The sequence below is a fragment of the Methylobacterium sp. CM6247 genome, from assembly GCF_054817925.1.
On sequence record NZ_JBTXKX010000003.1, the window covers coordinates 4,621,205 to 4,640,217 of the forward strand.

Genomic DNA, 19,013 nt, shown 5'->3' on the forward strand with positions numbered 1-19,013 from the left:
GCCGGGCGACCGCCACCGATGGATATCCGCCAGCAGCTCCTCGCGGCCTTCGAGGTCGAGCATCGCGAACATATCGACGCGATCCGCGCCGCCCTGGCCGGTGCGGCCGGGGATGTGCCTCCCGACTGGAACGACGTGTTCCGCCGGGCGCACAGCCTGAAGGGCGCCTCGCGGGCCGTGGACCTGCCGAAGGTCGAAGCCGTGGCGCATCGGCTCGAGACCCTGTTCGAGCGGATCGTCGCCGGTGACGGCACCCTCGACCGGGAGGCGACGGGCGCCGTCCATCTCGCCCTGGACCGGATCGAAGCCTATGTCGCCGCGCTCAAGGGCGAAGCGGACCCGGCCATGCCGGCGGATGCGCTCGCGTCCCTCGACCGCTGCCTCGCCGGGCCGTCTCCGGCTCAGCCCGACCCTCCCGTCGAGCTCCCCCCTCGGTCGCCCGGTCCACCGGCGGAGAGCGTTCCGGCGCAAGCGGGACTGCAGAAACCTGCATCGACTCCCACCGAGCCCGGCAGCGATCCGGGAGTGCTCCTGCGCGTGCCGGCGGATGCGGTGGAGGCGCTCACGCGGGCCTCACACGAGCTCGCCAGCGCCCTCGGGGCGGAATCCGCGGTGGCCGAAGGTCTGGCTCGGCTCCAGCGGGATGCCGCCGCCCTCGGGCGCCGGGCCGAGAGCCTTCGCGGGAGCAAGGCGCAATCCGGTACGACCCGGTCTCGCCCCTCCGATGCCGAGACGGCGGAATCCGCCCTCGACGCCATGAGGGCGGAGCTGCGCGGCCTCGAGACGGCGCTCCTCGCGCTCGCCCGCGATGCGGCGCAGCTCGCGCAGATCCGCACCGGAATCATCGCCTCGGCGGAAGCGGCCTCCACCCGGATCGGGCGGGAGGCCGAGCGCCTGACCCTCGTGCCGGCCGAGACCGTCTTCGGTGCGTTTCCGCGTGCGCTCCGCGACATGGCGCGAGAATCCGGTCGCGAGATCGACGTCGTCGCGCGCGGTCTCGATCTGCCCGTCGACCGCGCCATGCTGCAATCGCTGAAGGACCCGGTCCTACACGCCCTGCGCAACGCTCTGAGCCACGGCGCAGAGACGCCCGAGCAGCGTGAACGCCAGGGCAAGCCGCCCGCACTTTCGATCACCCTCGACATCGCCGTGCGCGGCGGCCGGCTCGTCCTCGGCATCCATGACGACGGGCGCGGGCCGGACCTGCGCGCCATCGAGGCGACGGCGCGAGCGCGGGGCCTGATCGGGGCCGGCGACGGCGACCCCGATACCCTTCTGGCTCTGGTGTTCGAGCCCGGCTTCTCCACCGCCTCCGCCGTCGATACCCTGTCCGGCCGGGGCATCGGCCTCTCCGTCGTCGCCGACGCGGTTCGACGTCTCGGAGGCAGCGTCCGGCTCGAGCCGCGTGTTCCGGCCGGGACGTCGCTGATCATGCATCTGCCGCTTTCTGCGGCGCGGCGGACCTTGCTGCTGGTCGATGTCGGTGCCTCGCTCTTCGCCCTGCCAAGCGCCAGCGTGGAACGTCTCCTGCGCCTCGACCGGTCGAGCCTCTACACCGCCATGGGCCGGATCATGGTGCGGCTGCCGAGGGAGCGCGGCGAGGATCTGTCCCTTCCCCTCGTGGATCTGGCGAGCCTCGTCGGGGTGACGAGCGAGGAGAGCCGCCCGGGCGAGGGACACACGGTGACGGCGGTGCTGATGCGCTCGGGCGGCCGGTCATGGGTGCTGCGGATCGATGCTTTGCGCGACGTCCGAAACCTCCTCGTTCTGCCGGCGCCGCCCATCGGCGCGGATCCGCGCCTGATCTCGGGCACCGTCGTCCTGGGCGGCGATACGCCGGTTCTCGTCCTCGATCCCGACGGCCTCGCGGCGCGTGCGACTGAAACAAATCACGCTGCGCCCGAGCCTGTTGAAGACCGCACCGGAACAGCCGCGCTCCCGCGACGTTCGACGATCCTGGTCGTTGACGATTCCATCACCACGCGAACCTTGGAGAAGGGTATTCTGGAATCGGCGGGCTACCGCGTCGTCGTCTGCGTCGACGGGCAGGATGCGCTCGACCGCCTCCGCGCCGGGATCGAGCATGTGGATCTCGTCGTGGCCGATGTGGAGATGCCGCGCCTCGACGGGTTCGGCCTGCTGAAAGCCCTGCGGGCGGACGAGTCTTTCGCCCGCCTTCCCCTCATCCTGATGACCTCGCGGGGGGATGCCGACGATGTCGCACGGGGGCTCGGTCTCGGCGCGGATGCTTATCTGACGAAACAGACGTTCGACCAGCGCCAGCTTCTCGATACGATCGGGCAATTGTTGTGAGTGACACCGAACAGAGATCCGTCGAGGCGTCTCAGATTGCGAGAAAGGGCGCCCGCCTGCGCGTGATGCTGGTGGAGGATTCCCTCGTGGTGCGGGAGCTGTTGCGCCACATCGTCGGCCGCGATCCGCGCCTGGAAGTGGTGGCGGCGGTCGCCTCCGGCGAAGAGGCGCTCGCGGCACTCTCCACTGCCCGCCCCGACGTCATCTCGATGGATATCCGCCTCCCCGGCATCGACGGGCTGGAGACCACGCGCCGGATCATGGCCGAGCGGCCGACGCCGATCGTGGTCATCGCCGATTCGGTTGAGGATTCCTCCCTGCGCATCTCCATGAACGCGCTACGCGCCGGTGCGCTCTCCGTGGTCGAAAAGCCGGTCGCGACGACCAATGCCGGCTACGACGCCGTTTCCACCGAGATCTGCACGCAGCTGCGCATCATGGCCGAGGTGCCGGTGATCCGTCGCCGGCCGATCGGCTCGGAATGGGCCGGACGCCGGGCGGCCGCACTGTCGCCGTCGGACTTCGCCGCGCCCCCGGCCGCCTCGGACGCCGCAAGCGTTCTGGCCATCGCCGCCTCCACCGGCGGCCCACCCGCCCTCGCCCGCGTCATCGGCGGGTTGCCTGATGGGTTTCCGCTCCCGATCCTCGTGGTCCAGCATATGGGGGCGGCCTTCATGGAGGGCTTCGCTTCCTGGCTGAACGGCGTCGTCTCCCTGCCGGTGAGGCTCGCCGCCGATGGCGAGCGGGCCGAGCCGGGCCATGTCTACGTGGCACCGGGCGACAGGCACCTCGAATGGGCGCCCGGCGGAAACCTCCGTCTCCTGGATGCCGCGCCCGTCGGCGGCCAACGCCCGGCCGCCACCGTCATGTTCGCTTCGGTGGCCCGCCATGCCGGCGCGCGCGGCATCGGCGTGCTCCTCACCGGCATGGGCGAGGATGGCGCCACGGGCCTTCTGGCCATGCGCCAGGCCGGCGCCCAGACCGTTGCCGAGCACGAGAGCACCGCCGTGGTGTTCGGCATGCCGGCGGCGGCGATCCGCCTTTCAGGAGCCTCCGCGATCCTCCCGCTCGACCGGGTCGCGCCCCATCTCGTCCGGCTCGCTCTCCCGGGCCTCGCCGCGGCGGACCCCTTCGCATGAGCGGAACCGGCATACCCGACGAGGTTGCACCCCGGCCTCGCATCCTTCTGGTGGAGGATTCCGAGACGCAGGCGCTGGAACTGCGGCTGCTCCTGGAGAGCCACGGCTTCTCGGTGGAGCGCTGTCCCACGGCCGAAATGGCCCTCGACCATCTCAACACCCGCCTGCCCGACCTCGTCGTGGCCGACCACCACCTGCCGGGAATGAACGGCGACGAGTTCACCCGTCAGCTGCGCCTGTCGCTCCGTACCCGCGCTCTCCCCCTGCTGATGCTCACGGGCGCCCGCGACGGTGAACGCCAGGGGCTGGAGAGTGGTGCCGATGCCTATGTGGCGAAATCCGCCGACCGGGACATCCTGATCCTGCGCATCCGTGCCCTCCTGCGCGAGCGTCATGGCGGTAGCGCCCCCGGCGACGGGCCCGGCGTGTCGGCGTTTCGGCGCGGACGCGTTCTGGTGGTCGATGGCAGTGCGACCTACCGCACCTTCCTCGCCGGCCTCCTGGCGCATGAGGGCCACGAGGTCCGTACCGCCGCCACCCACGATTCCGCCCTCGCCGCCCTCGACGAGGCCGATGCAGCCTTCGATTGCGTGACCATCGATCTCCTCGGCCCCGCCTATGACGGCCTCGCCCTATGCAGGGCCATCGACCGCCGCCGGGCGGCCGGGATCGAGGCGCGGGAGGCGGGAGCGCCGACGTTCCACCTCGTCGGCATCGCCGGCAGCGCGCCGGCCAAGGATTTCCTGGTGGAAGCCTACGCTGCAGGGGCCGACGACGTGGTCTCGAAAGCCGATGGCGAAGTCCTCGTCATTCGCGTCAGGGGCCTGGTCCGGCGCAAGCTTCTGGAAGAAGACGACCGCCGCATCGCCGGCGAGTTCGGCGCTCGCGAGCGCGCCCTCGAACGCGCGCGTGCCGAGGCCGAGGCGGCCGAGGCGCGTGCCGCCCTGGCGGGTGCCCTCGAACAGGCCAACCAGGATCTCGCCACCGCCAACCGCAAGCTCACGGATGCCCAGGCCAAGCTGGTCCAGGCCGCCAAGATGGCGTCCCTCGGCGAGCTCGTGGCGGGCATCGCCCATGAGATCAACAATCCCCTCGCCTTCATCCTCGCGCATCAGGGCACGGTCGAGCGCCTGCTCGGCGAGATCGCGGATTCCGAGGCGGAACTCGCGTCGCACCGGTCGCTCGCCAAGTGCCGCGACCGTGTCGGCTCCATGCGCCTGGGCCTCACGCGCATCCAGGATCTCGTCCTGAACCTGCGCAAGTTCTCGCGGCTCGACGAAGGTGAGCGCACCCTCGTCAACGTACCCGATTCGATCGAGACGGTGCTGGCACTGATCCAGCACAAGCTCGGGACACGAATTACCGTCGAACGCGACTTCTCGGGCAGACCCGAGATCCATTGCACCCCCGCCCTCCTCAATCAGGTCGTCATGAACATCCTCGGCAATGCCGCCGATGCCATGCCGGAATCCGGCACCATCTCCATCGTCACCCAGGAATTGCCCGAGACGGACGTGATCCGCATCAGCGATACCGGGCCCGGTATTCCCGAAACCCTGCGGGAAAAGATATTCGAGCCCTTCTTCACGACGAAACCCGTCGGTTCGGGCACGGGGCTAGGTCTTGCGATTGCGTATAGCGTGGTTCAAGCGCATAGCGGCTCGCTTAGCGTGGAGACGGCCGAAGGGGGGGGAGCCTGTTTCGTGATCGGCATTCCGCGGCAGGCAGCGTAGACATGGCCAAAGGCACGATTCTCGCCGTCGATGACGAGCCGGACATCCTGATTGCCCTCGAAGACCTGTTCGAGGACGACTACACCGTCATCACCACGACGAAGCCGTCGGAAGCGCTCGACATCCTCCGGGCGAGCCCGGACATCGCCGTGATCCTGTCCGACCAGCGGATGCCGGGCATTACCGGCGACGCCATGCTGGCCGAGGCACGGGGCTTCCACGACGCACAGGCGATCCTCCTCACCGGCTATGCCGATATGAGCGCCGTCATCGCGGCGCTCAACCGGGGAGGCATCACCGGCTACGTCACGAAGCCGTGGGATCCCGTCCTGCTGCGCTCCACCGTCCGCCAGGCCTTCGTACGGCACAGCCTCGCCCGCGACCTCGCCACCGAGCGCGCCCTCCTGCTCGGGCTCCTCGACAATGCGGAAGACGCCATCGCCTTCAAGGACGTGGAGGGACGGTTCATTCGTCTCAACGCGCGGAAGGCCAGCCGGCTCGGCCACACCGTCGCCGAATGCCTCGGACGCACCAGGGACGAGATCGAAGGCACGCCCAGCGGCGAGAGTACCACGCGTGACGCCGACCGCGCCGCCATCGCGAGCGGTAGCATTTCAGAGACCGTGTCCGCCGAAGGCCCGGTCGGGGCGGAGCGGTGGAGCCATGTCACCCGCGTGCCGATTCGCGGTGCCGCCGGCGCCATCACCCATCTGGCGACGATCGAACGGGACGTCACCGAACAGAAGAATCTCGAGGCACGGCTGCGCCAGTCGGACAAGATGCAGGCGCTCGGCACCCTCGCCGGCGGGATCGCGCATGACTTCAACAATCTCCTCACGGCGATCCTCGGCAGCCTCGAACTCGTGGGCCCCAAGATCGTCGACCAGCCAAGGGTCCAGCGCCTCGTCACCAACGCGGCACAGGCTGCGCAACGCGGCGCGTCCCTGACGAAGCGGCTCCTCAGCTTCAGCCGCGCGCGTGACCTGCGCCCTCGCTCGGTCGACGTGAATGCCCTGGTCGCCGGAATGGACGTATTGCTCAAGGGCAGCCTAGGCGGTCTCGTCACGGTGACGACCGATCTCGACGCCGTGCATCCGGCGGCCATCGTCGATCCCGATCAGCTGGAACTCGCCATCCTCAACCTCTGCATCAACGCGCGTGACGCCATGCCGGAGGGGGGAACGATCTCCATCGCCACGGGCGCGGCGCGAGTGACCGACGACCCCGACTTGGCGGCGGGCGACTACGTGACCGTGGCGATCAGCGATACGGGGATGGGTATCCCACCCGAGATCCTGGCGCGGGTCTGCGAACCGTTTTTCACCACCAAGTCGATCGGACAGGGCACTGGGCTCGGCCTCGCGATGGTGTTCGGGCTGACCCAGCAGTCGCAGGGCAAGCTCCGCATCACCAGCGACGTGGGCAAGGGCACGAGGGTCGATCTGTTCCTCCCCCGTGCGGAGGCGGCCGAGGAAAAGACCCAGCGCGCCGCCGTGACGGCCATGGGGGCCGCGAGCCCGGCGCGCATTCTCGTGGTGGACGACGATGCCGAGGTCCGCCACGTCACCGCGTCCTTCCTCAGCACGTTCGGTTACACCGAGACCGAGGCGGCCGACGGGGCGGCGGCGGTCGCCTTGCTGGAGCGCGCCTCGTTCGATCTCATCGTGGCGGATCTCGCCATGCCGGGGATGACGGGTGTCGAACTCGCGGAAATCGTAAGGCGGCGCTGGTCCGACGTTCCCATCCTCATCGTCACCGGACATGCGGAGGCGATCCCGATCCCCGACGATCTGCCTGTCCTGCGTAAACCCTTCGATTCGGCCGACCTGGCGGCACTGGTCTCCGGGATGCTCGTCGCAGACGCGTGAGATCAACACGTCCCCTCCCCCGAGACCCGCTGTGGGTCATCGGGGGCCAGGCACCGACACCTCCATCCCGTAGGGATCATGAAAAAAGGCGGCCTCTCGGCCGCCTTTTCGTCGTCTGATGGGTGAAGCTGAGGCTTACGCCGCGTCGGAGACCTGCGACGGACCCGAATCCAGGCCGCGGGCATCGACATCGCGATCCACGAACTCGATCACGGCGAGCGGAGCATTGTCGCCGTAACGGAAGCCGGCCTTCATGATGCGGCAGTAGCCGCCCGGACGCGCATTGTAGCGCGGGCCGAGGACGGCGAAGAGCTTGCGGACCATGGCCTCGTCGCGGATCTGCGACATGGCGAGGCGGCGCGTATGCAGGCTGTCGATCTTGCCCAGCGTGATCAGCTTTTCGATGACCGGACGCAGATCCTTGGCCTTCGGAAGCGTCGTGATGATCTGCTCGTGCTTGATCAGCGCGGCGGACATGTTGGCGAACATCGCCTTGCGGTGTTCAGTGGTGCGGTTGAAGCGACGACCGCGAAATCCATGACGCATTTGGCTGTTCCTTGTTTGACTGGCCGCCGTGCCACGGTACGGCCGAGCGCCCCATGATCGGGGCTGTTCATTCCGCATGACCCCGCGGCGGGATTCTGTTTGCTGGGAAGCTTGCCGAACCCGGCCCGCCTCATTCGCCGCGTCATTCCGGGCTCTGCTGCGCAGCCCCGGAATGACGTCGTATGTCGGCTAGTAGTGCTCTTCGAAGCGCTTGGCGAGGTCTTCGATGTTCTCCGGCGGCCAGCCGGGGATGTCCATACCGAGATGGAGACCCATCGCGGCCAGAACTTCCTTGATCTCGTTCAGCGACTTGCGGCCGAAATTCGGGGTGCGCAGCATCTCGCCCTCCGACTTCTGGATGAGGTCGCCGATATAGACGATGTTGTCGTTCTTCAGGCAGTTCGCCGAACGCACCGACAGTTCGAGTTCGTCGACCTTCTTGAGCAGGGCCGGGTTGAAGGGGAGCTGCGGCGCGAGCGGCTGCGCCTCTTCCTTGCGGGGCTCCTCGAAGTTCACGAACACCTGGAGCTGGTCCTGGATGATGCGAGCGGCGTAAGCCAGCGCATCTTCCGGCGACACGGCGCCATTGGTCTCGATCGTCATCGTCAGCTTGTCCTTGTCGAGATCCTGGCCCTCGCGGGTGGTCTCGATGCGGTAGGACACCTTGGTGACGGGAGAGAACAGCGCATCGACCGGGATGAGGCCGATGGGGGCATCCTCCGGACGGTTGCGCTCGGCCGGGACGTAGCCCTTGCCGGTGGCGACGGTGAATTCCATCCGGATCTCGGCGCCGTCATCAAGGGTGCAGATGACGAGGTCGGGATTGAGGATCTGGATGTCGCCAACGGCGGCGATATCGCCGGCAGTCACGGTGCCTGGGCCGGTCTTGCGCAGCGTCAGGCGCTTGGGGGCTTCCGTCTGAGACCGGATCGCGATGGTCTTGATGTTGAGGACGATGTCGGTCACGTCCTCACGCACGCCGGGGATCGACGAGAATTCGTGGAGAACGCCGTCGATCTGGACCGAGGTCACGGCCGCGCCCTGGAGCGACGACAGCAGAACCCGGCGAAGGGAGTTGCCGAGGGTGGTGCCGAAGCCGCGCTCGAGGGGCTCGGCGACGACGGTGGCGACCCGCTTGGGGTCGTGCCCGGTCGAAACCTGGAGCTTGTTCGGCTTGATGAGCTCTTGCCAGTTCTTCTGTATGACCACGGTCCTACCTCTCGCAATTCCGACACGAGCCACTGACGTGGTCGGTCCCTGAGCCCTTCCCGCGCATCGCCTTGCACGGCTCGGTCTCGAAAAACATGTGCCCGCGAAGCGGCGGGCGGTTAGTGGGCCGCGACCCAAAGTTCCGGGACGAAGCTGTAAGCCCCTCCATCCCGCGCCACGTAGCCCAGCGCCGGAAACTCCAGATGTCCACCGGTGACGAAGGTTCTCTCGCTCGAGACTTCGTCCAGCATCCGCTCGCGCACCGCCCTCGCCTCGTCCGGATCGACGTCGAAGACCATCGTGGCCTCCGGACGTTTGAACTGGATCGCCGGCAGATGGATGATGTCGGCCCACATCAGAAGCGATGCCGAGCCCGACACGATACGAAAACCCGTATGGCCCGGCGTATGCCCCGGCAGGGCGACCGCCGTGATGCCCGGAAGGACCTCACCGCCGGTCATCGTCCGCACGCGACCGGAATACGGCGCCACCGCCTTCTGGGCGTTCTCGAAATACGGGCGGGCCCCCTCGGGAGCCCGCGAGATCGCATCGTCCGCCAGCCAATGAGCGGCTTCGGCCTGATGAAGGACGAGTTCCGCATTGGCATAGGCGGCCGACCCATCCTCATGGATCAAGCCACCGGCATGGTCGGGGTGAAGATGCGTGAGCAGCACCGTCTCGATATCGTCCGGGCGGACACCCGTTGCGGCAAGCGCCGCGGGGACCCGACCGAGCGTATCGCCACCGAAATGGCCCATCCCCGAATCGATGAGGATCGGCTTCCGACCGGGCGCTTCGATCAGATAGGCGTTCAGCGTAATCCGAGGGGCCTGCGCGCGAAAGCCGGCCGCCTGAAGCGAGCCGGCCTCGTCCGCCCCGATCCCGGTGACGAGATCGAGGGAGCCTTGAAGGTAACCGTCATTCAGAACGGTGACGGTCAGATCGCCAAGGCTCCAGCGCAACACGCCGGGGAGCGCCTTCACGGCATCGGACACACGCTTCTCCGCTTTCAAACCCAAGGGCAGATCGACGAATCGTCTTAGACGCGACGACGCTTGCGCGGACGGCAGCCGTTATGCGGGATCGACGTCACGTCGCGGATCGAGGTGACGGTGAAGCCGGCGGCCTGCAGAGCGCGAAGAGCGGATTCACGGCCCGAACCGGGACCGGACACCTCGACCTCGAGCGTACGCATGCCGTGCTCGGAAGCCTTGCGGGCGGCGTCTTCGGCAGCGACCTGGGCGGCGTAAGGGGTCGACTTACGCGAACCCTTGAAGCCCATGGCGCCAGCAGACGACCAGGAGATGGTGTTGCCCTGCGCGTCGGTGATGGTGATCATCGTGTTGTTGAACGAAGCGTTCACATGGGCCACGCCCGACACGATGTTCTTGCGTTCGCGGCGGCGAATGCGGGTTGCTTCCTTAGCCATTGTCTCTCGTCTCGTCCTTCAGGCGCGCCCGTCATTCCAGGCGCTCGGGATTTTTGCGGTGCTGGCAGCGCGGCTCTGGATGACCGTGCCGCCATACGGGCTGCCGATAGCGGGCCACCCGACGCGATAGAAGGGAGGCAGAGCGAAGCAATGCCTCCCAATCTCGAAAAATTACTTCTTCTTGCCGGCGATCGGCTTCGACTTGCCCTTGCGGGTGCGCGCATTGGTATGCGTACGCTGACCGCGGACGGGCAGATTGCGGCGGTGACGGAGGCCGCGGTAGCAGCCGAGATCCATCAGGCGCTTGATGTTCATCGACACTTCGCGGCGCAGATCGCCCTCGACGATGTAATCGCGGTCGATCGTCTCGCGGATCGACAGCACTTCGGCGTCGGTCAGCTGGTTCACGCGGCGCTCGGCGGGAATGCCGACCTTGCCGGTGATCTCTTCGGCCTTCTTCGCGCCGATGCCGTGAATATACTGGAGCGCGATGACGACGCGCTTGTTGGTCGGGATGTTGACGCCTGCGATACGGGCCAAGGTCTCACTCCATCGGGCGCTCGGACGCTGCGGTCCGGCCCTGCTGTGTCACGCGCGTCCGGTGGAGGCCGGCCCCTGCGCGCCGCCCATAACGACAAATCGGCCCGCAGCGTCTCTTGAACCGAGACACTCCAGACCCATTGCGTATGGACGAATAACGGCCTGCTAGCGCGGGCCGCCGATCTTGTCAACGTCCATCGGACGGTAAATTCAGGAGGCGGTCGCGCTGGCCAACGGTTCGAGCACGGCCATCACATCGCTGGTGACATCATCGACCGGATTCATCCCGTCGATGGTCCGGAGCATGCCGAGGCTCGAATAATAAGCCGACAGCGGCGCGGTCTGTGCCCGGAAGGCGGCGAGGCGCGTCTTGAACACGTCGGGGGTGTCGTCCTTGCGCACCGGCTCTCCACGAGCAGCAGTCTCGGCGGCCCGCTTGGCAATGCGGCCCACCAGGATTTCCTCGTTCACCGCGAATTCGATCACGGCATCGAGGGACAGGTTCTTGTCGGCCAGCATCCTGTCGAGGGCAGCTGCCTGCTCAACAGTGCGGGGGAAACCGTCGAGAATGAAGCCCGGATGCGCATCGGCCTCTTCGATCCGGTCGGCGACGATCCCCACCACCACGGAATCCGGGACCAGGCCACCGCTCTCCATGATCGACTTCGCTTCGAGACCGACAGGAGTGCCGGCAGCTACCGCCGCGCGCAGCATGTCGCCCGTGGAAAGCTGCGGAATGCCGAAACGCTCGACGATTCGGGCCGACTGGGTTCCCTTACCGGCTCCAGGTGGTCCGAGCAGAATGATCCGCATAGCGTCGTTGTCCTCGTCCGGTGGCCGCATCGGGCGTTATGGTTCGGGCATCATGGGCGTAGAGAGGCGATGCCTGGACCGGCATCGCCCCGATCGATCGAGCTCGTCGAGCCGGCTTCAGCGACGGCGCGTGGCGCCGCGCAGCTTTGCCTTCTTCACGAGGCCCTCATACTGGTGGGCCATCAGATGGCCGTGGACCTGCGCCACCGTATCCATCGTCACGGAAACGACGATGAGGAGCGAGGTACCGCCGAACCCGAGGCTCGCCGATGCGTAGGAGGCCAGGATCTCCGGCACAAGGCAGACAAAGGTCAAATACAGAGCGCCGATCAACGTGATGCGCGTCAGAACCTTGTCGATGAACGTCGCCGTGCGCTCACCCGGACGAATGCCGGGAATGAAGCCGCCCTGCTTCTTCAGATTGTCCGCCGTCTCCTGCGGGTTGAAGACCACCGCCGTGTAGAAGAACGCGAAGAAGATGATCAGCGCCGCGTAGAGAACCATGTAGACCGGCCGACCATGGCCGAGATAGGTGGTGATCGTCGCCAGCACGCCGGTGCCGCCGTTATTGGCCGAGAAGCTCGCCACCGTGGCGGGAAGCAGCAGCAGCGACGAGGCGAAGATTGGCGGGATCACGCCGGCCGTGTTCAGCTTCAGCGGCAGGAACGAGGTCTGACCCTCGTACATGCGGTTACCAACCTGGCGCTTGGGGTAGTTGATCAGGAGCCGGCGCTGAGCCCGCTCCATGAACACGATGAAGTAGACGAGGGCGATGGCGGCAAAGCCGACGCCGAGGATGACGGCCGCCGACAGCGCGCCTGTCCGGCTTAGCTCGAGAGCTCCCACGATGGCGGTGGGCAGATGCGCGACGATGCCGGCGAAGATGATGAGCGACGACCCGTTACCGATGCCGCGTGATGTGATCTGCTCGCCGATCCACATCAGAAACAGCGTTCCGCCCGTGAGCGTGATCACCGTGGACAGGATGAAGAACGGTCCCGGATCGATCGCGGCGCTCGAACTCTGCAAGCCGAAGGCAATGCCCCAGCTCTGAACCAGTGCCAGCACGACCGTGAGGTAGCGGGTATATTGGTTGATGACCTTCCGGCCGGACTCACCCTCTTTCTTCAGCGATTCGAGGCTCGGGATCACCGAGGTGAGAAGCTGAATGATGATGGAGGCCGAGATGTACGGCATGATGTTGAGCGCAAAGATCGCCATGCGCTCGACGGCACCGCCGGAGAACATGTTGAACAAGCCGAGCACGCCACCGGCCTGCTGCTGGAAGTTCCGCGCGAATTGCTCGGGGTCGATGCCGGGAATCGGGATGTAGGTGCCGAGCCGGAACACGACGAGCGCACCCAGCGTGAACCAGATCCGCTTCTTGAGCTCGTCGGCCTTGGCGATGGCCCCGAAATTGAGGTTCGCGGCAAGCTGCTCGGCGGCTGAGGCCATGGCACCGGTTCCTGAGATCGATCCAGATGGGGGATTGAAGGACCCCCGAACAAACTGAAACGGCGGCCACGCGCAGGTCGCACGGGCCGCCGCTCAGAGCTTCGACTTAAAGTCTGCTCCGACGCTACGCAACAGCGGCGTCGGAAGACTTACTCCGCGGACGGCTTGCCGCGGGTGGAGATGCCGGCACCGTAAGCGACGTTCACCGAACCGCCGATCTTCTCGACAGCCTCGACGGCCGACTTCGAAGCGCGGGTGACCTCGAAGGAGAGCTTCGCGGTCAGTTCGCCGACACCGAGCAGCTTCACGCCGTCACGGGGACGGGCGATGATGCCGGCGGCGATGAGGGTCTCCACCGTGACCACGGCGGAAGCATCGAGACGGCCGGCATCGACAGCCTGCTGGACGCGTCCGAGGTTCACCTCGTTCAGATCCGTGGAGTACAGGTTGTTGAAGCCGCGCTTGGGCAGGCGACGGTGAAGCGGCATCTGACCGCCCTCGAAGCCCTTGATCGAGACGCCGGTACGGGCCTTCTGACCCTTGACGCCGCGACCAGCGGTCTTGCCCTTGCCGGAGCCGATGCCCCGGCCGACGCGCATCCGGTTCTTGGTTGCGCCGTCGTTATCGTGGATTTCGTTCAGTTTCATGATGCCCTCCCTCAGGCCGCGTCGTCGAGGACGCGCACGAGGTGATGCACCTTGCGGATCATGCCGCGCACGGAGGGGGTATCCTCCAGCGTAGCGACCCGGTGCAGCTTGTTGAGCTTAAGGCCGATCAGCGTCGCACGCTGGTCGCCCTCGCGGCGGATCGGCGAGCCGATCTGCTCGACGCGGAGAGTCTTTGTTGCCATTGCACCCTCCCCTTAAGCGACTGCGGCTTCGGACAGGTCCGACGGATCGGCATCGCGACGGCGAGCCTGAAGCGTCGACACCTTGAGACCCCGACGGGCCGCGACGGCGCGCGGGCTGTCCTCGTTCTTCAGCGCCTCGAAGGTGGCGCGGACGAGGTTGTAGGGGTTCGACGAACCGAGCGACTTCGCCACGACGTCCTGCATGCCCAGCGTCTCGAAGACGGCGCGCATCGGACCGCCGGCGATGATGCCGGTACCCTGCGGCGCAGCGCGGAGGATGACCTTACCCGCACCGTGACGTCCGTAGACGTCGTGGTGAAGGGTACGACCTTCGCGCAGAGCGACGCGGACGAGACCGCGCTTGGCAGCTTCCGTTGCCTTGCGGATCGCCTCAGGCACTTCGCGCGCCTTACCGTGGCCGAAGCCGACGCGACCCTTCTGGTCGCCGACGACGACGAGAGCAGCGAAGCCGAAGCGACGACCACCCTTCACCACCTTGGCGACGCGGTTGATGTGGACGAGCTTGTCCACGAATTCGCTGTCGCGCTCCTCGCGCTCATCGCGGCGGCCGCGGCCCCCACCTTCCCGTTCACGTGCCATGTTTGAATCCTGTCTCACTGACGCGGGCGGCGGAGCCCGCTCGCTTGATAGCTTGTCCGAGGGACGGCCTGCGCCGCCCCTCCCCGCCTGGTTTTAGAACTCGAGGCCACCCTCACGGGCGGCGTCGGCGAGCGCCTTGACGCGCCCGTGATAGATGTAGCCCGAACGGTCGAAGATCACCTTGGTGACTCCAGCGGCCTTGGCGCGCTCGGCGACGAGCTTGCCGACGGCCGCGGCCGCTGCCGTATCGGCACCGGTCTTCAGGCCCGAGCGGAGATCCTTGTCGAGGGTCGAGGCGGCGGCGAGGGTCTTGCCCTCGGCGTCGTCGATGACCTGGACGTAGATCTGCTTGGAGGAACGGAACACCGAAAGCCGGGGCCGTCCATTCGCCGCCGCCCGCAGCGCGCGGCGCACACGCGCCTTGCGGCGGTCGAGTGCATCGATTTTGCGTGACATGATGGCCGGCCCTTACTTCTTCTTGCCTTCCTTGCGGAAGATGAACTCACCCGCGTACCGCACGCCCTTGCCCTTGTAGGGCTCGGGACCACGATAGTCGCGAATCTCGGCTGCCACCTGTCCCACCACCTGCCGGTCGATGCCGGAGATGACGATCTCGGTGGGCTTGGGCACCGCGATCGTGATCCCGACGGGGATCTCGTACTCGATGTCGTGGCTGTAGCCGAGGGAGAGCTTGAGGGCCTTGCCGGCCATGGCGGCACGATAGCCGACGCCGGTGATCTCGAGCTTCTTCTCGAAACCCTTGGAGACGCCCTCGACGAGGTTCGCCACCTGGGCCCGGGAGGTGCCCCACAGCGAGCGGGCCTCCTTGGTCTGGTTCTTGGGCAGCACCGAGACGGCGCCGTCCTCGAACTTCACGTCCACCACGTTGGGGACGATATACTGGAGCTCGCCCTTGGAGCCCTTCATCTTCACCGTTTGACCGGTCACCGTGGCCGTCACACCGGACGGGACGGGAACGGGCTTCTTGCCTACGCGAGACATAGCCTTTCCTCCAAGTCCGAGATCAGAACACCTTGCAGAGCACTTCGCCGCCAACGTTGCGCTCACGCGCCTCGTGGTCGGCCATGACGCCCTGCGGGGTGGACACGATGGTGACGCCGAGGCCGTCGGCGACGCGGGGAAGTTCGCTCACGGCCGAATAGACGCGGCGGCCGGGCTTCGAAACGCGCTGGATCGAGCGGATGACGGGCTGGCCGTCATAGTACTTGAGCTCGATCGAGAACTCGGTACGGCCGTTGCCGAAATCGGTCGTTGCGTAATCGCGGATGTAGCCCTCAGCCTTGAGGACGTCGAGAACGCTTGCACGGAGACGCGAGCCGGGCGTCTGAACGACGTTGCGGCGGCGCATCTGGCCGTTGCGGATGCGGGTGAGCATATCACCCACGGGATCGTTGACCATGGTGCCTGCTCCTTACCAGCTCGACTTGACCAGACCGGGAATGAGACCCCGGTTGCCAAGTTCCCGAAGCGCCACACGCGAGATGCCCATCTTGCGGTAGAAGGCGCGGGGACGTCCCGTCATGCCGCAACGATTGCGGATACGGGTCGCCGACGAGTTGCGGGGCAGTTCCGCGAGCTTGAGGCGAGCTTCGAAGCGCTCCTCCATCTCGAGGCTTTCGTTATTGGCGGTCGCAAGGAGGGCCTTACGCTTGGCGGCGAACCGCTTCACCAGTTCCTTGCGGTGATTATTCTTCTCGACTGAGCTTTTCTTTGCCATGTCTCTCTCCAGTGTCCGCGTCTAAGCGCTTTTCAGCACTTACTGCCGGAACGGGAATCGGAATTGCGAGAGGAGCGCACGTGCCTCGGCATCGGTACGGGCCGATGTCTGGATCACGATGTCCATGCCCCAGGTGGCATCGGCCTTGTCGTAGGAGATCTCCGGGAACACCAGGTGCTCCTTGAGGCCCAACGCGTAATTGCCGTTGCCGTCGAACGAACGGGGGTTCAGGCCGCGGAAGTCACGAACGCGCGGAAGCGCGATGGTGATCAGGCGGTCCATGAATTCGTACATCCGGTGCTTGCGCAGGGTGACCTTGCAGCCGATCGGCATGCCTTCGCGGACCTTGAAGGTCGCGATGGCCTTACGGGCCTTGGTGATGACCGGCTTCTGGCCGGCGATCAGTGCAAGGTCGCCGGCGGCGATGGAGGCCTTCTTGGAATCGGCGGTGGACTCGCCGACGCCCATGTTGATCACGATCTTCTCGATGACCGGAACCTGCATGGGGTTCTTGTAGCCGAACTCTTCGATCAGCTTCTGGCGGACGACCTCATCGTAGTGCTTGCGCAGACGAGGGGTGTACGCGTCGTTGTTCTTCTCAGCCATCGATCAGATCCCCCGAGCGCTTGGCGAACCGGACCTTGCGGCCGTCGTCGAGAATGCGGAAACCAACGCGCGTCGGCTGACCGTCTTTCGGGTCGGCGATCGCGATGTTGGACAGATGAATCGCGGCTTCCTTGGAGATGATGCCGCCTTCCTGGTTCTGCGTCTGCTTCTGGTGCTTCTTGACCAGATTGACCCCGCGCACGAGCGCACGGTCTTCCTTCGGCATCACCTGGATGACCTCGCCGGAGCGACCTTTGTCGCGACCGGTGAGAATGACGACCTTGTCGCCCTTCTTGACCTTGGCAGCCATCACAGCACCTCCGGAGCGAGCGAGATGATCTTCATGTGGTTCCGGGCGCGCAACTCGCGCGGCACGGGTCCGAAGATACGGGTGCCGATCGGCTCTTTCTGATTGTTGATCAGGACAGCGGCGTTCTTGTCGAACCGGATCACGGATCCGTCAGCGCGCTTCACTTCCTTGGCGGTGCGAACGACGACGGCCTTCATGACGTCGCCCTTCTTCACGCGGCCGCGGGGAATGGCCTCCTTCACCGAGACGACGATGATATCGCCGACACCGGCATACTTGCGCTTCGACCCGCCGAGAACCTTGATGCACATCACGCGACGCGCACCAGAATTGTCGGCGACGTCCAGATTCGTCTGCATCTGGATCACGAGAGTGACCTTTCCTTGTTTCAGACGGGTTTCCGCACACGGACGGTATTGTCCGGCGGACGACGTCTGATGGGGATCTGATGTCCCCGGCTCATATAGAAGGACCGCGCATTCGGCGTTTCTCAACGCCGGCGCGGTCACCGCGGTCCAGGGTGCGAACACCCTTTTGCATGTCGCGAAGGACGGCCTAATACTAGAGAGGGAAGCGCTGCGCAAGAGAAAAGACGCGCAGCTGCGCTGCAGACAGCAATCCAGGCCGGGTCTTCATGAAAGTGCTCGAGCGGCCGTCTCCGAGGCCGACAGCCATCCTGACAGGCACCGTCGGTGGTACGCGTTGAATGGTGGAACCGAACGCGCGGCGGAACTGAACAGGTGTTCGCGGTCGAAGTCGAATGTTTCGAGCACGCTTCATCGGCCGTGCGGTGCGACCGACAGAGGCCCATGCGCCTCGATGAGTCGCGCGTTCTTCGCGAGTCGACATAAGACGCAAAAAAGCGGGCGCAGAAACTGCGCCCGCTTTAACGACACAGCATCGGTCTCACGCTTCGGCGGAAGGTGATTCCACGGTGGCAGCGCCACCTTCGATGAGCTTCCAGGTCTTGGTCTTCGAGAACGGACGGCACTCTTCGATCGACACGGTCTGGCCGACCTTGGCGACGTTCGTCTCGTCGTGGGCGTGGTAGTTCTTCGAACGACGGACGGTCTTCTTCATCACCGGATGGGTGAAGCGACGCTCCACCTTCACGACGATGGTCTTCTCGCCCTTGTCGCTGACGACGACGCCCTGCAATACGCGCTTCGGCATGGTGTACTCCTCAGGCCTGCGCGGACTTCAGCGTCTTCTGACGCTGGAGAGTGCGAACGCGGGCGATATCGCGACGGACCTCACGGACGCGGGCGACGTTCTCGAGCTGGCCGGTGGCGCCCTGGAAGCGCAGGTTGAACTGCTCCTTCTTCAGGTTCAGCAGCTCATCGTTCAGCTGATCGGGCGACAGGGCGGCCAGATCCGACTGTCTCTGTGACGACTTCATGATCCCCTCCCCTTAGTCAGCGATGCGCTGAACGACGCGCGTGCGGATTGGGAGCTTCGCCGCACCGAGGCGGAGAGCCTCTTTGGCGATGTCCTCGGCGACGCCGTCGACTTCGAACATGATACGTCCGGGATGCACGCGGGCAGCCCAGAACTCGGGTGCACCCTTACCGGAGCCCATGCGGACTTCGGTGGGCTTTGCCGTGACCGGGACGTCCGGGAAGATCCGGATCCAGACACGGCCCTGACGCTTCATCTCACGGGTGATCGCGCGGCGGGCCGCCTCGATCTGACGTGCGGTGACGCGCTCGGGCTCCACGGCCTTGAGGCCGAAGGTCCCGAAATTGAGGTCGAAGCCGCCCTTGGCCGCACCGTGGATGCGACCCTTGAACTGCTTACGAAACCTGGTCTTCTTGGGTTGCAACATGGCAGCCTCTCAACACCTTCTATGGCTAACGGGCGTACG

24 protein-coding genes are annotated in these 19,013 nt (G+C 66.0%); 4 read left to right on the forward strand and 20 right to left on the reverse strand.

Features of this window, described 5'->3' with window-relative positions:
• Positions 1 to 18 precede the first annotated feature (18 nt).
• From ACYQOP_RS22925 to ACYQOP_RS22940, 4 genes are all read left to right on the forward strand, one after another.
• A complete protein-coding gene (locus ACYQOP_RS22925) occupies positions 19 to 2,313 on the forward strand; it encodes a hybrid sensor histidine kinase/response regulator (RefSeq protein WP_461224365.1) in 2,295 nt (764 codons plus the stop codon).
• A 65-nt stretch (positions 2,314 to 2,378) separates the two neighbouring features.
• Positions 2,379 to 3,452: a chemotaxis-specific protein-glutamate methyltransferase CheB gene (cheB, locus tag ACYQOP_RS22930; protein WP_056427695.1), complete on the forward strand. Its 1,074-nt coding sequence runs from the start codon at positions 2,379 to 2,381 to the stop codon at positions 3,450 to 3,452.
• The gene (locus tag ACYQOP_RS22935) at positions 3,449 to 5,185 is read left to right on the forward strand and encodes a response regulator (RefSeq protein ID WP_461224367.1); all 1,737 of its coding nucleotides are present in this window, start codon (positions 3,449 to 3,451) and stop codon (positions 5,183 to 5,185) included. The genes cheB and ACYQOP_RS22935 overlap by 4 nt, the downstream gene beginning before the upstream one ends.
• A 2-nt stretch (positions 5,186 to 5,187) precedes the next feature.
• Complete coding sequence (locus tag ACYQOP_RS22940) at positions 5,188 to 7,053, forward strand: response regulator (protein WP_461224369.1); 1,866 nt, start codon at positions 5,188 to 5,190, stop codon at positions 7,051 to 7,053.
• Positions 7,054 to 7,188: 135 nt separating this feature from the next.
• Here the strand turns inward: ACYQOP_RS22940 and rplQ are convergent, their stop codons facing one another.
• From rplQ to rplP, 20 genes are all read right to left on the reverse strand, one after another.
• Positions 7,189 to 7,599 carry a 50S ribosomal protein L17 gene (gene rplQ / locus ACYQOP_RS22945; RefSeq protein WP_018044203.1) on the reverse strand — a complete coding sequence of 137 codons (411 nt, stop codon included), beginning with the start codon at positions 7,597 to 7,599 and terminating at the stop codon, positions 7,189 to 7,191.
• Positions 7,600 to 7,788: 189 nt separating this feature from the next.
• Positions 7,789 to 8,826 carry a DNA-directed RNA polymerase subunit alpha gene (locus ACYQOP_RS22950; protein WP_200919091.1) on the reverse strand — a complete coding sequence of 346 codons (1,038 nt, stop codon included), beginning with the start codon at positions 8,824 to 8,826 and terminating at the stop codon, positions 7,789 to 7,791.
• Positions 8,827 to 8,927: 101 nt separating this feature from the next.
• On the reverse strand, positions 8,928 to 9,803 hold the full coding sequence (locus ACYQOP_RS22955; protein ID WP_311276717.1) for an MBL fold metallo-hydrolase: 876 nt from the start codon (positions 9,801 to 9,803) through the stop codon (positions 8,928 to 8,930).
• 44 nt (positions 9,804 to 9,847) lie between these two features.
• Positions 9,848 to 10,237 carry a 30S ribosomal protein S11 gene (gene rpsK, locus ACYQOP_RS22960; protein WP_018044206.1) on the reverse strand — a complete coding sequence of 130 codons (390 nt, stop codon included), beginning with the start codon at positions 10,235 to 10,237 and terminating at the stop codon, positions 9,848 to 9,850.
• Between the two features lie 171 nt (positions 10,238 to 10,408).
• Positions 10,409 to 10,777 (reverse strand): 30S ribosomal protein S13, encoded by a 369-nt coding sequence (gene rpsM, locus ACYQOP_RS22965; protein ID WP_018044207.1) that lies wholly within the window; start codon positions 10,775 to 10,777, stop codon positions 10,409 to 10,411.
• A 210-nt stretch (positions 10,778 to 10,987) separates the two neighbouring features.
• A complete protein-coding gene (locus tag ACYQOP_RS22970) occupies positions 10,988 to 11,590 on the reverse strand; it encodes an adenylate kinase (protein WP_461225434.1) in 603 nt (200 codons plus the stop codon).
• Between the two features lie 117 nt (positions 11,591 to 11,707).
• Entirely contained in the window at positions 11,708 to 13,045 is a 1,338-nt protein-coding gene (secY, locus tag ACYQOP_RS22975) for a preprotein translocase subunit SecY (RefSeq protein ID WP_461224373.1), read from the reverse strand.
• 149 nt (positions 13,046 to 13,194) lie between these two features.
• Entirely contained in the window at positions 13,195 to 13,692 is a 498-nt protein-coding gene (gene rplO, locus ACYQOP_RS22980) for a 50S ribosomal protein L15 (protein WP_207412098.1), read from the reverse strand.
• A gap of 11 nt (positions 13,693 to 13,703) precedes the next feature.
• On the reverse strand, positions 13,704 to 13,895 hold the full coding sequence (rpmD, locus tag ACYQOP_RS22985) for a 50S ribosomal protein L30 (protein WP_018044211.1): 192 nt from the start codon (positions 13,893 to 13,895) through the stop codon (positions 13,704 to 13,706).
• Between the two features lie 12 nt (positions 13,896 to 13,907).
• A complete protein-coding gene (gene rpsE / locus ACYQOP_RS22990) occupies positions 13,908 to 14,495 on the reverse strand; it encodes a 30S ribosomal protein S5 (protein WP_018044212.1) in 588 nt (195 codons plus the stop codon).
• A gap of 93 nt (positions 14,496 to 14,588) precedes the next feature.
• Positions 14,589 to 14,951, reverse strand: coding sequence for a 50S ribosomal protein L18 (rplR, locus tag ACYQOP_RS22995; protein ID WP_018044213.1), 363 nt, complete (start codon positions 14,949 to 14,951; stop codon positions 14,589 to 14,591).
• A 12-nt stretch (positions 14,952 to 14,963) separates the two neighbouring features.
• Positions 14,964 to 15,497, reverse strand: coding sequence for a 50S ribosomal protein L6 (gene rplF, locus ACYQOP_RS23000; RefSeq protein ID WP_056427377.1), 534 nt, complete (start codon positions 15,495 to 15,497; stop codon positions 14,964 to 14,966).
• Between the two features lie 22 nt (positions 15,498 to 15,519).
• Positions 15,520 to 15,915 carry a 30S ribosomal protein S8 gene (gene rpsH / locus ACYQOP_RS23005; protein WP_056427374.1) on the reverse strand — a complete coding sequence of 132 codons (396 nt, stop codon included), beginning with the start codon at positions 15,913 to 15,915 and terminating at the stop codon, positions 15,520 to 15,522.
• 12 nt (positions 15,916 to 15,927) lie between these two features.
• A complete protein-coding gene (gene rpsN / locus ACYQOP_RS23010; protein ID WP_207412099.1) occupies positions 15,928 to 16,233 on the reverse strand; it encodes a 30S ribosomal protein S14 in 306 nt (101 codons plus the stop codon).
• Positions 16,234 to 16,272: 39 nt separating this feature from the next.
• A complete protein-coding gene (gene rplE / locus ACYQOP_RS23015; protein ID WP_056427367.1) occupies positions 16,273 to 16,839 on the reverse strand; it encodes a 50S ribosomal protein L5 in 567 nt (188 codons plus the stop codon).
• Positions 16,832 to 17,149, reverse strand: coding sequence for a 50S ribosomal protein L24 (gene rplX, locus ACYQOP_RS23020; RefSeq protein WP_018044218.1), 318 nt, complete (start codon positions 17,147 to 17,149; stop codon positions 16,832 to 16,834). Before rplX ends, rplE begins: the two co-directional genes overlap by 8 nt.
• Positions 17,149 to 17,517: a 50S ribosomal protein L14 gene (gene rplN / locus ACYQOP_RS23025; protein ID WP_018044219.1), complete on the reverse strand. Its 369-nt coding sequence runs from the start codon at positions 17,515 to 17,517 to the stop codon at positions 17,149 to 17,151. Before rplN ends, rplX begins: the two co-directional genes overlap by 1 nt.
• Before the next feature lie 538 nt (positions 17,518 to 18,055).
• A complete protein-coding gene (gene rpsQ, locus ACYQOP_RS23030) occupies positions 18,056 to 18,322 on the reverse strand; it encodes a 30S ribosomal protein S17 (protein ID WP_056427364.1) in 267 nt (88 codons plus the stop codon).
• 10 nt (positions 18,323 to 18,332) lie between these two features.
• Positions 18,333 to 18,548, reverse strand: coding sequence for a 50S ribosomal protein L29 (gene rpmC, locus ACYQOP_RS23035; RefSeq protein ID WP_018044221.1), 216 nt, complete (start codon positions 18,546 to 18,548; stop codon positions 18,333 to 18,335).
• Between the two features lie 12 nt (positions 18,549 to 18,560).
• Entirely contained in the window at positions 18,561 to 18,974 is a 414-nt protein-coding gene (gene rplP / locus ACYQOP_RS23040) for a 50S ribosomal protein L16 (RefSeq protein ID WP_056251136.1), read from the reverse strand.
• Between the last annotated feature and the right edge of the window lie 39 nt (positions 18,975 to 19,013).